Here is a 15,138-nt window from a genome sequence, read left to right as displayed (position 1 = left end):
CTTTTAAAATATGAGCAAGAGATTTTCTTTGAATTATACATTATCAGAATACCATCTTCCTTCTCTGATTTGATATTCTAATTTTCTATATAGTTCAGGATCTATATCGTTTTTTCGTTTTTTTAGCAATTCAGGTATATACTTTTCTGCACATTCATTGGCTAACCATACTTGGCCATTTTTTATAGCGGATACAATTATCTGATTTAAGGTCTCTTTATCTAAAACATCGAAAAAGGGGTACAGTATTTTAAAAACTATTTCTGAATATCGAAAACATCCAGCCTCTTTTACAAGTTTAGCAAAACCTAAGCCCCCATTCATAATATGATTTTCCAGTAGACCTTCTGCTATGAGTAACTGTAACCCATAATTCTCATAGGATCTTGTTTGCAGATGATTGATAAATCCATACGGTTTTGTACCATCAAGGCTAATCGGAATTATCTTTTTCGCCTGCGAATAAGCAATCCCTAGCTCTTGAGAACACCAATCAGAGGCTTTAAATTCCTTAGAAAGTAAAGGTATAAATATTTCTGATGTATTAATTTCTTTAACAATTGTATTTTTCCAATCAGATGCAGTTCTTAAATCGTCATCTGCTAGAAACGATTTAATTTCTATTGCCTCTAAAAATTCTTTTGCTTTTTGAGCATGCTGGTAGTAGTTATGTGCACAATAACTAATAAAAGCTTTCATAATACTATCCCCTCCTTTTACCCTATGTCTTTAAATAAAAACATTCTTTTTCTTTAAATACTATAAGCAATTATTACCCTCTTTTCCCCTCCCGGCAACTCGATTTTTTCTAACTATTCGCAAGATTCTCTCCGCTGTATGCTACTCCCCCACCCCTCCCGCCCCTTGACATTTTGCTTCTTCTCGCCAATGATGAAGACATGGTTTACCAATCCTGTTTTTCAATCCTTTTTTGTTTCGTCGCAGCAGCCGCAGATCCACCGGGTCGCGGCTAGCTGTTTATATATCACAAGGCCGCGATCCACCATGCGGGGATTGCGGCTTTTTTTATGTCCGTTGGACAGGGGCCCAACCCCGAGGAGCGGCAGGAGGGCCCTATGCGCAGAAGCATTGTGCATCCCCATGCGGGGAAAATCCATTATGAAATCCGGGATATCGTCGCCGTAGCAAAAACCATCGAAAGCCGCTGGCATATTCCCATCATCTGGGAGAACATCGGGGACCCCGTAAAAAAGGGGGAAAGCGTTCCTGAATGGATTCGCTCCATAGTGGCAGAAAAAACCAGAGAAAACTGTTCCTATGCCTATTCTGAAACCGAAGGTATCGGAGAAAGCCGGGAATTTATTGCGGCCCAGGTAAATCAACGAAGGAACCAAGTCGTACAAGGAACTAACGGTAACACCTTGCCTGGGGCTCCCTGCTCCCACCTCGAACAGGAGGATATCATCTTTTTTAATGGTCTTGGGGACGCAATTGGAAAATTATACCAGCTATTAGACCCCGCTTCTCGCATCCTTATCCCTTCTCCTTGTTATCCTGCCCATGCTGGCGCAGAGACCTTCCATTCAGGGAAGCCTCCCATTACCTATCCACTGGATCCTTTACGGAACTGGGAGCCCGACCTCAATCAACTAGAACAGCTTGTGGAAATGAACCCTGATATCGTCGGAATTGTATACATCAATCCGGGGAATCCTACGGGAACGGTATATACACCAGAAACTATTTCACATATTGTAGAAATTGTTCGGCGCCACGGTTTGTTTATCATTGCTGATGAAACCTATCTTAACATCCATTTTGGGCCCTCTCCTACCGCATCCCTTGCCCAGGTGATTGGAGACGTTCCTGGTATCGCCCTCCGTTCAATTTCTAAAGAAATTCCCTGGCCCGGCGCTCGCTGTGGCTGGATTGAAGTATACAACAAAGCAACGAACAGAGAATTTGCCCTCTATATCGAAGGCATCGCTGCGGCAAAACGGCTTGAAGTCTGTGCCACTAGCCTTCCCCAACTCTGCATTCCCGCCATTATGGGTAATCCCCAATATTCTGCCCATCTGGAAAAACGGAAAGCCCAATTTGCCCAGCGAGCCCAGGAAGCCCGTGAAGCTTTTCGAGGGAAAGAAGGCCTTACATTTATCATGCCCGAAGGGGCCTTTTATGCCACGGTTCTGTTTGATACGGATTTCTTAGCAGAGGAAAGGTCAAAAAAAAGGCCCTTCTCTATAGAAACAGCATCCTTAGCCTCTTACATAGAAAGCATCATAGAACACGCAACTCATCCATCCGCTCCGGACAAACGTTTTGCGTATTGGCTTCTGGCAAGTACAGGGATCTGTGTGGTTCCCCTCTCGGGTTTTGCGACTGAGTTCCAAGGCTTTCGCTTTACCCTCCTCGAACAGGACGATAGGAAACGGCAGGCTATTTTTGCTACCCTTGCAGAACGCGCCCAACGGTATATGGAAGAAAACTAAATGAAACAATAACCAGGATGGGAGTTTATTATTTTCCAAAAATGAGTTAGAATATTCTCATGACTGAAGCCCAACACATAGAACAGGTAAACGAAATTCTCCATCCTGGCAAGCGCTTTGAAGAACTAGTAAGTAAAATAAATATGGCTCCCTCATTGTTCTATAAAACAGATAAAACAGCCTTATTCAATGCCGATTGCTTAGAGGTATTAGAGAAACTTCCTGATGAATCGATAGACATGATCTTCGCAGATCCTCCCTATATGCTTTCTAACAATGGTATTACATGTCAGAATGGGCGAATGGTAAGTGTCAATAAAGGTAAATGGGACAAAAGCAAAGGGTTTGAGAACGATACACTTTTTCACGAAACATGGATTGCTGCTTGTAGAAGGGTTTTAAAACCAGAAGGAACCATTTGGATAAGCGGTACGTACCATAGTATCTATCAGTGTGGGTATATATTACAAAAACTTAATTTTCATATTTTAAATGATATCGCCTGGTTTAAACCGAATGCATCTCCTAATTTAAGTTGTCGATATTTTACTGCTTCTCACGAAACCCTTCTTTGGGCAAAAAAGGATAAAAAAGCTAAACATACATTTAATTATTTAAAAGTAAAAAACGGGAAATATCCAGAAGATTTCTTAAAAAAAGAAAACACCCAAATGCGTTCGGTTTGGTCTATTCCGACTCCGAAACAAGAAGAAAAAAAGTTTGGAAAACATCCTACACAAAAACCGGTAGCTTTATTAAAAAGAATTATAGAAGCTTCTACAAAACCAGGAGATATTATTTTAGATCCTTTTAATGGAGGAGGCACTACGGGTGTGGCTACCATATTGATCGGCAAGCGATACTATATAGGAATAGAAATAGACCCTGCCTATTGTGCTATTACAAAAGAACGGCTTGAGGATAGCATAAAAACAAATCTGTCTCTTTTACAATTTGAGAATTACCAATGAACAGAATTACCGAATTGCTTGGATACAAAACAGACGATGAAGCTTTTGAATACATACTCAAAACATTCGAAAATAGGACCATTTTTGATTGGTTTGTGGACTGGGAGAAAATTTATAGCAAAATTAATGACATTGAGTATCACTTAAACGTACTGAACTATATCATTGGTAAAACCGATCCTCAAAAGGCCTTAATAGAAGTTATTTCAAAAGATCCAGGAATAGTACCAATAATTCCATTTTTAATTGCATCTCGCGAGAGGGTTTTCAATATTTTAGATGAAAATTCAGGATCCGAGCTTTCAATACCTGAGTCTATTAAGTATGATTTTAGGTCTAAACAAAAATATCCGAAAGAGGAGATTCAGAAAATTGCCGATTTCTTTCTGAAATCAGGCCTTAATGCATTAATACTTGAAAACAAAATTAAGAATTTTGTTGATTATATGTATGGTATCGAAGTTGGTCTTGATTCCAATGCAAGAAAAAATCGAAGTGGAATCTTAATGGAAAAAATCGTTGGAAAATATTTTGAATCTTTGAAGAAGAAATATCATGATGATTTTTGCTATTGTAAACAGGCTAACAATGATAAAATTGAAAGGACTTTTTCTGTGAATATAGAGATACCTGATAGAACTTATGACTTTGCAGTACGCTCAAAAGACAAACTTTTTTTGATGGAAGTAAATTATTACACCGGTGGTGGATCGAAGTTAAATGCTACTGCCCGGGAATACAAAGAAAGATTAAATGACATTAGGAAAAATTGTGATACCATTGACTTTATCTGGATTACCGACGGGAAGGGATGGGATTTTGCCAAACGTTTTCTAAAAGAATATTACCTACAGGGTGGGTACCTGTTCAATTTACATCTGCTAAAAGATGGAATACTAGAAAAATTGCTTTTTCCACCGGTGGAATGCCACTAGAGACCCCTCTCCCTTAACTTGCACAGCATGCACTTCGTCATCCTATCTTTTATACAAAAAGGGAGCCCTACCGCCATCTCCCCTACCTCAGCGGCCCAGATCGTGGGAACGTTGTTCTTTAATCCGCCGTAGGCCCTCATTAAAACGCTCGAGAATAGCCTGAGCTCGGGGATACCGTTTGGAAACCATCAACCGGTACTCCCGCTGGGCCAAAAAGGGCTCGGGAAGAAACTCAAAAAGAGCTTCCTTCCCGGGGAAAATGCGACGGACCGCATCCAGGATAGTCGCTTCTTCTTCGATTACCAGATCAAGCCGTCCTGCGGCAAGTTTTTTTATCGCCAGGTCAAGGGTACGGGAGGGTTCCACCACCACCCCCGCCGCCTTTAACGGGAAGATCACCGCATTGGTCCCTTCGGTGGTCCCCACCCTGAAAGCCTTTAACGAAGCAGGATTCCCGTCATACACAAAGGAATTGGTTCGCAGGTTTGGGATATATCGCAGGATCTTCACCGAAGAGACAAATAAGGGGGCCGAAAACCAAAAGTCCTTTTCCCGTTCAGGGATCAGGAGGTATGGGAAAGAGGCAAAGTATTCTCCCTTTTTTACGAGGTACTCGCAGCGATCCCAGGGTAAAAATGTATACACGGAAACTAGATCAACGGCCCGAAAAGCTGCCGAAACAATCTGGCTTGCCGCACCATATTCAGAAAGATTTTTTCCCGTATAGGGGGCCCACTCTCCAATCACCAGCGGGATAGTACGGGAGCTATCCTTTTCTCCTATCCTGCCTACAAATGCCGTTCCATCTTGCCTGGTAAAGGGGCTTCCCCCCAGAAGCAAACCAAACATAGTCAGGAAGGTCCCCCCCAGGAGCAGCCATTGATAAAATCTCTTTTTCCTTTCTAAAAAAGTTTTTCTTTTGGCTACGATATTCTGGAATGAGAAAAAAGGGGGGGGCCTTTCCTTAAAAACCCTTCTAGCCCTAACGGGCGTATCCTCAAAAGGGAATAGTATCTCTCGACCTTCATTTTTTATATTCATATTGAATACAAAGGTTCCTTAAAAGAGTTTTCCACCACATCCCGAGGAAAGGTAAGTTCCACATGACAACCAACGGTATCCTTCCGTTGAACCAGCGTAGCCCGTATCTGATCGGCTAGCACTCGAACAAAGCGGAACCCCAGCGTTCCCTCAGGGGGCATATCAAAGGAATACAGACATCCCTTCCCTTCGTCCCGGACAGAGAAAGAAACAAGGGGACCTTCCATTTTCAAAGAAAGCCAGACGGCCCCCTTCTGTTTCTCATAGGCATGGGAAAGGGCGTTGGAGAGAAGCTCATAACAGATAAGACCACAGGCAAGGGCCACATCCAAAGGGAAAATCATCGCGGAAAGAGCCGTATGGATTTGAATGTCGGGGGAATCACCAACCTGCTGGACAAAACTTACGATTCGTTCCAGATATTGGGCCATTTCTACCCCATTCACATGCTTGGATTCCCACAATTGATTATAGGCCTCCGCAAGCACCTCGATGCGCTGGATCACCTTATCAAAGACCCGATACTCTTCAGCACAGCGAACCCGCTGGACCTCCGCCTGCTGATTCAAGATGGCACCGAGCAGTTGCAAATTGTTAAAAACCCGATGATTTATTTCTCTCAGAAGCAGTTCCCGTTCCTGGTGGGCCTCTTCCAGTTGTCGAAGTTGTGTAAGGATGGTGTTCTTTAGATTGGCCAACAATGTATATAGTTCTTCAAATTCTTTATACAGTGGCGCGGGAACCTGATTATAGAGCATGATATGTTTATTCCGCTCTTGAGGACTTGCCCTATCTTCTGAAAGTAAATGAGCATAGGTGGCTATCAAGGCCTTTAATTCATCCAGGGGTTTTTGTAATTCTATGAAAAGCCGTTTTCGCAGGGTATACAGGGTAATCAGGAGCACCAAAACACCCCCTAAACCAAAAAACAGTATCCCCTTGAATACAGAGGCACACACAAAAGAGTGATCAACACTATAGGATACGGTTCCCAGGGGATAGCCCTGACGGGAAAGGGGAATAACTGTTACATTTTTAGGGGAAGCTGTTATACTCCCATTCCGCTGTTTTTCAAACAAAGGATATCCTTCTTCGTTTTCAATTCTCAGAAAAGAAAGATTCCAATTATAAAAGAGGGCCTCCGCCTGTTCGGTAAGCCGTTCATTATCCATTTCCCAGATAGCATCGGTTAGAGTAGTATGAACAACTCCTTGCACAGCAAGGGAGTCTTTTTTGACGGTTTCTAAAGTATAAAACACCGCAAAGAAAGACCAGAGGAGCAAGATAATTGCCATGGTTACTGCAAAGGTTCGAACCAAAGAACGGGAAATAACAACCAGTAACGAGAGAGAACTCTCTTTTTCTTTCATTGCCCCTATATACTCGCAAGACCGAAAGGCCCATTCCCTTAGTTATAGCCCCAGATTTTTTCAATACCTAGAGCTACGGATCTATATCTATTACCTCTTAAAAGTATAAAAGAGGGGCAAAAGAAAATGCAAATCCAAAAACAGGGGGGCATTATTTTTTGTCATTCCAAAAGTGAGGGCCCCTCTATCGCTATCGGGGAACCTTCTACGGGTATGGGGGAGGTGTGTGTGGCTGGGGAAAACGAGGGAGGAACACCTCTTCGGGCCCCCCCAATGACGAGGGGGAGCCCATTTTTCAGGCTCCCTCCAACGCGTCTTTAAGAAGGCTTCCCTGTTCGCCCCTCTCAGAAGCGCCGAAGAGGCTGACCCCCTCCAGGACTTCCTGAGGGGCTAGTTTCCTGTAGGGCAATCCCAGCCCTTTCACATACCAGGCTTACTCAAGCCCAAAGAGCTTTATTCCCTCATGGGGAAAACGGAGTTTTACCTCTTCCACGATTCGGGCAATCGTATGGGCCTCTGATTCATCACACCAGATCACCAGGGAAAAATTTTCTTCCGGCCAGATGGCGTCTCCCATCCGGGGGCCCGAAGAACCCACCCCATGGACTACGGGGATTTTGGTGTAGTATTGGGCTACCTGGGCCTTTTTAAAGGCCTCCAGGAGATCCTCTTCCACCGACCGATTCGCAAATATTTCTATCCGTACCATGGCCTACCTGCCTTCTGCGATGCGTTCTATCCGGGCTTCCTGCCGGGCCTGCCGTTCGTCACTATGTCGATTAAACACATAGTAAATCACCGGCATCAAGAACAGGGTCATGAGGGTACCAAAACTTAAGCCCCCAAGAACGGTCTTACCGATGGGAGCCACCAGTTCCGATCCTTCCCCGGGGAAAAAGGCCATAGGGACAAGCCCCAGCACCGTCGTCAGGGTGGTCATCAAGATAGGTCTCAGGCGGTTACCCGCCGCCTCCACACAGGCTTCATGGAGGGACAGCCCCCGCTTTCGAAGAAGATTCGTGTAATCCACCAGTACAATCCCATTGTTTACGATGACCCCCACAAGCACCAACAGCCCCACCGCCGTAAGGATATTAAAGATTTCGCCGGTAAGGCCGTAGATGGCCACGATCCCAATCACCGACATGGGGATGGTAAAGATGATGATGAAGGGGTCCCGCAGGGATTCAAATTGGCTCGCCATCACCCCAAAAACAAGGAAGACCGCCACCACCATGATCAATATAAATTTGACAAAATATTCCTGCAGTTGCTGGAAGTCCCCCGAATATTCGATGATCACATCCTCTTCCGCGGGGATTTCCTGGCTGATGAGGGCCCGGATCTGGTTTTCCACCACATTGAGGGGTACGCCCGGCAGGGTGCCGGCCGTTACATGGATCACCCGGCTCTGGTTCTCCCGCCGGATAGTGATAGGGCCGGTGCTCTTTACATAGCGGGCAAAGCTAGAAAAGGCAATACGCTGCCCCGTGGGACTATTCACAAATAATTGATCCAGGTCGGGCAATTCATCCCGATCAGATTCAGGGAGAATCAGCACCACATCGTACTCGTTCCCCCCCTGGCGAAGCTTTGTGGCGGTAAGACCATCCACGGCCGCCTTAAGTTCGTTCCCCACGGTGTATACATTAAGGCCCAGGGCATACATCCGCTCCCGATCAAACTGAACTTCGATCTGGGGCAGCCCATCCCGAAGATCGATAGAAGGTTCTGTGGCCTGAGGAACCCGCTCCTTAATGAGGTTCATAATTTTTTCGGCGATAGCCTTGCCTTTTACAAGGTCATCGGTTTTCACCAGAATATCGATGGGACTGGCGCTGCCAATACGCATCCCCTGGGTAGAACTGGAAAAACTAAAACTGACCCCCGGGAACTGGGTAAAATGGGAACGCACCTTTTGCTTGATGCTTTCCGCCGAATCGATCCGCTCTTTATACGGCGGCAGGGTAATCTGGATAGAGCCCCGGTTAACGGAGGAACTCCCGAGCCCAAAAAAGCCCTGTTGCCCCACATTAACGATAATCCGCTTATACCCCTGCACCTCCTGCTGAATCAGCGCCTCCAGGCTCCGCAACACCGTATCGGTTTCTTTTAAGGGCGTTCCCACCGGCAGGGTGGCATTCACCGTAATGGAATCGGCCTCCTGTTCGGGCATAAAGATATAGCCAATCACCGGTATCAGCAGCAGGCTTCCCACAAAGAGGGCCCCAATGAAAAGCACCGTAATTGTTTTATGGCGGAGCACCCAATCCACCGCTCGACGATAGGCCGCATCCAGACCATCAAAAAAGGCCGCAAAGGGTCGGTCAATCACCGCCAAAAGGCCCTGTAAAGGTTTTTGTTTCCTCGTCGTCAGGGGAAGGTAGTGGCTTGCCAGCACCGGGATAAGGACTACCGCTACCACCAGGGAGGTACTCAGAGAGATAACCACCGTAAAGGCAAGACCGCTAAAAAGTTCACCCACAATCTCCAGCATCCCCCGGAACATCACCAGGGGGGCAAAAACACAAATAGTTGTCAGGGTTGATGCGGTAATGGCGGTCATCATCTCCTGACTTCCTAAGATTGCGGCGGGTCTGAGTTTGGCCCCCTTTTCCCGGTACCGGTAAATGTTTTCGAGAATAACGATGGAGTTATCTACCAGCATCCCCACCCCCAGAGCAAGACCCGCCAGGGTCATGACATTCAGGGTAAGTCCCCAGAAGTACATGATCATAAGGGTCAAGAGCAGGGAGACCGGTATCGTAATACCAATGATAATAGTGGGTTTTATAGAACGAAGGAAAAAAAACAAAATCAGAATCGCCAGGAGCGCCCCCTGGAGAGCGCTGGATGATACCTGGTTAATTGAATTTTCGATAATATCGGTGGTGTTAAAAATTTCGGTAATCTGCACCCCCGGCGGGACCTCTTTGGCAATTCGCTCAAGCCGCTTACGGAGTTCCCGGGCGGTCTGCACCGAGTTTTTGCCGCTCTGTTTTTGCACCGAAATCTGTACCGCCGGGATGCCATTCACGTACACCAGGCTATCTTCGCTTCGATACCCTTCGTAAATATCCGCAATGTCCCGCAGATACACAAGCCGGGGACTTTCAGCCTGACCGCCGACCACCCCACCACCCTTGTAGGCGATCACCGTCGCACCCAGTTCATCTATACTCTGATACTCTCCTGCGGTGGTTAACAGGTACGAAAGGCCCTCATCCATAATGGATCCCGCCGAGACCGCCACGTTCTGACTTGCCAATATTGAACGGATCTGGGTAATGGTAAGCCCATAGGCGGCAAGGCGATTCTGAGGAATCTCCACCCGGATAATTTTCTGCCTTCCCCCGGAAACACTGGCCATGGCGACACCAGGGACCTGTTCGATCCGGGGAACAATGGCATTCTCCGCGATTTCCCGCAGTTCCTCAGGGCTCCGGTTCCCCGTTACCATGAGTCCCATGATGGGAATCATAGAGGGGTTAAACTTAAAGATAAGCGGCGTATCGGCCCCGTCTGGAAGAAAACGCTTTACCAGTTCCAGGTTGTCCCGCACCGAATTGGCCGCATCGGCCATGTTGGTCCCATAGGTAAAGGTGAGCATCACCATGCTGGAACCCTTGGACGAGGTGGAGGTAAGTTTTTCCAGGTTCGAAACGTTTGACAGGGTCCCTTCCAGTGGTCGGGTTACGGTCTTTTCGATTTCCTCAGGGCCAGCCCCTGAATAACTGGTATAGACCACCAGGATAGGGGGTTCGATTTCAGGATACAGATCGATGGGAAGGTTCAGGGTTGCAAAAACGCCCAGCCCAATAAGAAGCACAAAGGCGATAAAAACGGTGGTTGGCCGGGACACGGCGGTTGACGAAAGACTCATCGGCATATCCTCCGTTAGCGGGAACCCACACCGGGTTGTCGTTCTACCACGTTTACCCGGGCTCCATCATCCAGCAGGGTCTGGCCCCGGACAACGATTTCCTCATCCGCAGCAAGACCTTCCAGAACTTCAAGTTGGTTATCGATAAGAATCCCTCCCTTGATAGGGCGCTTCCGCACAATGGTAAAGGCCGGGTCTGTTGGATCAGGCTCTACCACAAAGACCCACTGTTCACCGTACCGAGAGACCACCGCCGCAGAGGGGATTTTAACCACATTCTGCTTTTCCTGGGTTATTATGCGTACCTTAGCAAACATACCAGTTTTAAGCTTATTTCCTTGATTCTGCACATTAATCCGAACTTCCATGGTTCGAGACAGGGGATCCACCACGGGACTTACTTCTCGTACCGTACCATAGAAGATCTCCCCCGGATATGCCTCAAGGGTAACCATTGCAGGAAGACCCACCCGTATTTTCGATATGAACCGTTCGGCTACATAGGTTTTAATTTCCAGGGCTCCCGAGGCAGAAAGCCGCACCACCGGCACCGATTGGGCTACCGTCATCCCTACCTGGGCAGGTACGGCAATGACCACCCCTGCAATAGGGGACTTTACCAGGCTGGACACATAGTTCATTCCTGGCCGGGAAGGATCTACCTCAAGGAGCCCCTGGTCCTTTTCCACCCGTTCACCCAAGCGCACCATCAATTTCGTTACCTTCCCAGCCACATCAGGGTACACATCCACGGTGGATCCAGCCACAATGTCACCAGATAGGGCAAGATAGTCCCGGATTTGACCTTTAACTGCCCGGGTCGTGCTTACCGCATACACGGGCCGCTCCTGTTGCCCCGCCGAGGCCCTCGTATCAGCTCCGCCAAGGCGGGAACAGGAAAACAAACTCCCCCCCACAACGAATATTCCAAGCCCTATCAGCAGGGGACCTGCCCACCCTTCACTTCTAAAAAACCTCGTTTGCGATGACATATGAATCCTTTTCATCCTTACTTACTCCTTGTAAGACTTCCATAGGGGACCCCCATGGCATATTCTAGATCGATACAGGCGGTAAGATAATTAAACTGCTCTTTTATGATCTCCAGCCGGGCCTTTTGCATCTCCAATTCCGCATTCTGAACTTCCAGAAGTTCCTTACTACCCGCCCGATAAGCCTCCTCGGTTAAACGATAGGCCTTTTCCGCCAGGGTCGCATTCAGATTCAAACTTGCAATGGTTTGTTCACTTTTTTTAAGTTTCAGCACCGCCGAATAGACTTCAAGTTCCACCCCCCGCACCGCCTGGGCTAAGGAGACCTGGAGCTTCGAAAGGTTATCCTCCAGGTCCTTCAGGCTCTGGGCTTCCTTAGAAAAAGGGAAAAGCCCATTCAAGCGCCAGGCCAGGGAAGCCCGAAACATGCCCGACCGTTGATTCCACTTATCCCCATCAAACCAGGAATCCTTCCAGGGGTCCCCCGCAAAGGTGGGATCAAAATTCCAGCTTAAGGAGAGGGTCGGGGTGTACAGGTTATACCAGGTTGCTTTTTTGGTGCTTTCAAGGACCAGGATGGAATTCCGCAGTTCCTGCAGTTCCGGTTTATTTGCCACGGCCTGCCGAACGATAGCCTCCTCATCCAGGGGAACCGGCGCAGGGAGATCTACCGGTTCAAGACTAAAGGCCGCGTCCCCCGGGAGCCCCAGCAAAAAGGCAAAATTGGCCCGATAGGTTTTGATACCGTTCTCCATCTCCGTCAGGGTGGGTTTCAGGTTTTCCAGGGCCACCTGAGCCTGAAGCATGGTAAGCTCCGGCACGAGGCCAGCGCGGTAATTGGCCCGGGCCTGTTCGTAGCGCCGCTGGGCGGCGGCCAGGTTCTCCTGGAGCAGGGCCAGATTCTTTTGCAGGAGCAACAGTTGTAAATAGGCTTTCCGCACATCCCGCTCTAGCTGGGCCCGGGCCTTTTCGTAACTGAGCTTTCCTGACTGGTAATCAAGCTGCACATTGCGGATCCCTTCAAGAAGCGCCACATTCAGGTTGAGCGAAAAAGAAAGGCTTCCTGCCATGCCCCACTGGGGAGCGGTGTAACTATAGGGAATAACGCCGTAATATCCCCCTGTTAAGGGCCCCACCGGAATAAGGGTTGTACCACTCTGTTCCTTGTTCAGGCGGTACAGACTTCCGGCCACATCTATCGTCGGGACAAAGACATTCCAGGCGGTACTGGCCTTCCGCTCCTTTACGCCCAGATCAATCCCACTGGAACGAAAGCCCAAATTGTGCTCCAGCGCCAGGGCTACCGCATCGTCCATGGTAAGCACCTGGGGTCTGCTCTCAGCCCCGACCGGTGCCTTCTCTCCTTCAGAACCACCCTTGCTGGCACTGATGGCGGTCTTTGGCTCTATGTTCCCCTGGGGCCCCCTGTCCTGGGCCCAGAGGCCTCGCCCGTCGGACAGGCCCATCAGAAAAGCCCCCAGGAGCAGCCCTCCCATAAGAGACCCGGGCGCAAGGGGAAAACGCCGATGTGTTACCGCGGCCGCAATCCCCGTCCCAGTCCCTGCCGGCGGACTTTTCCTGCAGGGGTGCCCCACTAGCCCCATTAGCAGGGGCTGTCCTACCTGCGAGGCACCAGACATCATAACTAAACCGCATTCATCCTGTTTCATGCACACCATCCTTCCACCCCAGCGGCGAGGTAGGTAAAAAGTAATTTCTGTATGCTCTTCCGTTCCGGCCCCCCACCGGGCTGCCGAAACTGCATCATAAGCAGACTAATCAGGGAAAAGAGAATCCATCGGTGGGTATTGTAAGGCCCCAGGGGAAGCTTTTCCGTAAGCCGCGGGAAGGGCCCCATCAGGTCCCAGAGGGCCCTTCCTTTTTCGGGAAGCTTTCCAATATCAATCCGTTGAATCCGCACCCAGTCCAGAATAACCAGCAGGTCCCGATGGGCAGAGAGGTAGCTATACAGGGCATCGATAACCTGCCACAACCGCAGACCCAACGAGAGGCCCCCTTCCCCCGGGAAGGGGACCCTTTCTCTTTGCTTTAGGTATTTCGCCAAAAAATCCAATAGCGCCTCATACTCGTTTTTAAAAAGGGCCTCAAGCATCGCTTCTTTGCTTGCGAAATGGGCATAGAGACCGCTTTTTGAAAGCCCCGAACGCTCGGCCACATAGCTCATGGACGCTTCCCAGGGGCCTCGCTCGGCCACGGCGGCAGCAATAGCGGCAATTAAAGACTGCTGCGCCCCCTGTGTCGCTTCAAATCCCTGTCCCGCTTTAAATCCAGAGGCGGAACTTTCGGTTCGCCCCTCCGTTTCACCGGAAGAAACCAGCGCCGCTTCCATCTCCCTCGCATCCAACCCAAGACCCCGCCGCAGGACCCCTTCTATAAATTCCAGAAAAAGCCCTTCCCCCTCTTCGAGGGTATACCACTGTTTAAGATAGTACAGGCCACAATAAAAACTAACGGTAGAAAAAATAAGGGTAAAACGATAGATAAGCTCTTCCTTTTCAGATTCCGGGAGGGGAAAAAAGTCTTCAAACGTAATGCCCCGCTGCCGTAATTGTTCGGGGATAGCCCACTCCGGTTTCTGCCCATTCATCACCACAAACAACAGAAACCCAAAATCTGCCCCCTGCCGAATGAAATACCGGGCCAGGTGCAATCCAAACGTAACAAACCGTTCCTTCGGCGAAGAACAGGCCTGAAATCTCAACCGCAGTTCTTCCATCAGAGGAATAAAACGACTATAGAAATCCCGATAGAGGGCCTCAATCAGTTCATCCTTGTCCTTAAAATGCCGGTACAGCGCCGCCTTGGATACCCCGAGGGCCTTTGCCACCGTGGTCAAACTGCGAGTTCTGTAACATTCTTCTCCCCACACCTTAAAGGCAGTCTCGATTATCCTTTCTTTGCAAAGCATCTACCTGCTACCCTCACGTTGGTCGGGGCTACCGCCAGTCGATTTGAGAATCCCCTGTACTTACTCTAAAACACCCAAAGCGCCCCAATGTTACCGACCGGTCGTTAACATTTACTATATCGCGCCCCTTCTTACATTGCAAGGCCCCGTACACTGCCACCATCCAGGAGGGGAGCACCGCACCGCCCCCTCTCAGCTTAGCCCGCATACCGTCGCCTCAGCCGCCGCGGCTCCCCCCTCGCGCCTGCTTCCTTCGCCGCTTCTACAGCCCCTCCCCGGCCGGGCTTCCAGCCCGGCCCACACATCTAGCCCCACGGCTCAGGCGATCAGGCGCTCCCCCCACTCCGGGCTCACCCACGGCGGGGCCCTGAGAAGGGCCCCTTTAGCCAATCTTACCCGATTCTGGCGATCTCTAAGCTCCGCCGGGAGGTTTTTGCCGATGGGGGACGCTCCCTCCAGGCCACAGCGGGCGTCTTTTGGCCCCTTTCCGGGTCACCCCGCAATAGCGCCAGGTTTTTGGGCCCCCTCAGCGCTGCACCCAAATTCCCCTCCCAGCCTTGCCTT

Annotated in this window: 11 protein-coding genes; 3 read left to right on the top strand and 8 right to left on the bottom strand. The window is 49.0% G+C overall.

The window, feature by feature from the left end:
• Positions 1–33: 33 nt before the first annotated feature.
• Positions 34–699: a toll/interleukin-1 receptor domain-containing protein gene (locus C5O22_RS10530; RefSeq protein WP_132781613.1), complete on the bottom strand. Its 666-nt coding sequence runs from the start codon at positions 697–699 to the stop codon at positions 34–36.
• Positions 700–1,076: 377 nt separating this feature from the next.
• Between C5O22_RS10530 and C5O22_RS10525 the strand changes: the two genes are divergently transcribed.
• From C5O22_RS10525 to C5O22_RS10515, 3 genes are read left to right on the top strand one after another with little or no spacing between them, the layout of a single operon-like run.
• Positions 1,077–2,453 carry a pyridoxal phosphate-dependent aminotransferase gene (locus C5O22_RS10525; protein WP_132781612.1) on the top strand — a complete coding sequence of 459 codons (1,377 nt, stop codon included), beginning with the start codon at positions 1,077–1,079 and terminating at the stop codon, positions 2,451–2,453.
• Positions 2,454–2,512: 59 nt separating this feature from the next.
• The gene (locus tag C5O22_RS10520; protein WP_132781611.1) at positions 2,513–3,424 is read left to right on the top strand and encodes a DNA-methyltransferase; all 912 of its coding nucleotides are present in this window, start codon (positions 2,513–2,515) and stop codon (positions 3,422–3,424) included.
• The gene (locus C5O22_RS10515; protein WP_132781609.1) at positions 3,421–4,359 is read left to right on the top strand and encodes a type II restriction endonuclease; all 939 of its coding nucleotides are present in this window, start codon (positions 3,421–3,423) and stop codon (positions 4,357–4,359) included. The genes C5O22_RS10520 and C5O22_RS10515 overlap by 4 nt, the downstream gene beginning before the upstream one ends.
• An 87-nt stretch (positions 4,360–4,446) precedes the next feature.
• Here C5O22_RS10515 and C5O22_RS10510 read toward each other — a convergent pair whose 3' ends face one another.
• The 7 genes from C5O22_RS10510 to C5O22_RS10480 form a co-directional block, all read right to left on the bottom strand.
• Positions 4,447–5,208, bottom strand: coding sequence for a substrate-binding periplasmic protein (locus C5O22_RS10510; RefSeq protein ID WP_165910496.1), 762 nt, complete (start codon positions 5,206–5,208; stop codon positions 4,447–4,449).
• A 188-nt stretch (positions 5,209–5,396) separates the two neighbouring features.
• Positions 5,397–6,770: a sensor histidine kinase gene (locus C5O22_RS10505; protein WP_132781605.1), complete on the bottom strand. Its 1,374-nt coding sequence runs from the start codon at positions 6,768–6,770 to the stop codon at positions 5,397–5,399.
• Between the two features lie 433 nt (positions 6,771–7,203).
• Positions 7,204–7,479 (bottom strand): PG0541 family transporter-associated protein, encoded by a 276-nt coding sequence (locus C5O22_RS10500; RefSeq protein ID WP_132781603.1) that lies wholly within the window; start codon positions 7,477–7,479, stop codon positions 7,204–7,206.
• Between the two features lie 3 nt (positions 7,480–7,482).
• On the bottom strand, positions 7,483–10,653 hold the full coding sequence (locus tag C5O22_RS10495) for an efflux RND transporter permease subunit (RefSeq protein ID WP_132781601.1): 3,171 nt from the start codon (positions 10,651–10,653) through the stop codon (positions 7,483–7,485).
• Positions 10,654–10,667: 14 nt separating this feature from the next.
• Positions 10,668–11,660: an efflux RND transporter periplasmic adaptor subunit gene (locus C5O22_RS10490; protein ID WP_243692926.1), complete on the bottom strand. Its 993-nt coding sequence runs from the start codon at positions 11,658–11,660 to the stop codon at positions 10,668–10,670.
• A 2-nt stretch (positions 11,661–11,662) separates the two neighbouring features.
• Positions 11,663–13,315, bottom strand: coding sequence for a TolC family protein (locus C5O22_RS10485; protein ID WP_165910495.1), 1,653 nt, complete (start codon positions 13,313–13,315; stop codon positions 11,663–11,665).
• Entirely contained in the window at positions 13,312–14,574 is a 1,263-nt protein-coding gene (locus C5O22_RS10480) for a TetR/AcrR family transcriptional regulator (protein WP_132781597.1), read from the bottom strand. The genes C5O22_RS10485 and C5O22_RS10480 overlap by 4 nt, the downstream gene beginning before the upstream one ends.
• Positions 14,575–15,138 lie beyond the last annotated feature (564 nt).

The organism is Treponema sp. J25 (assembly GCF_004343725.1).
Lineage (GTDB): Bacteria > Spirochaetota > Spirochaetia > Treponematales > Breznakiellaceae > J25.
Note: the sequence above shows the minus strand (reverse complement) of the source record. Positions and strands in the feature narration are given on the sequence as shown.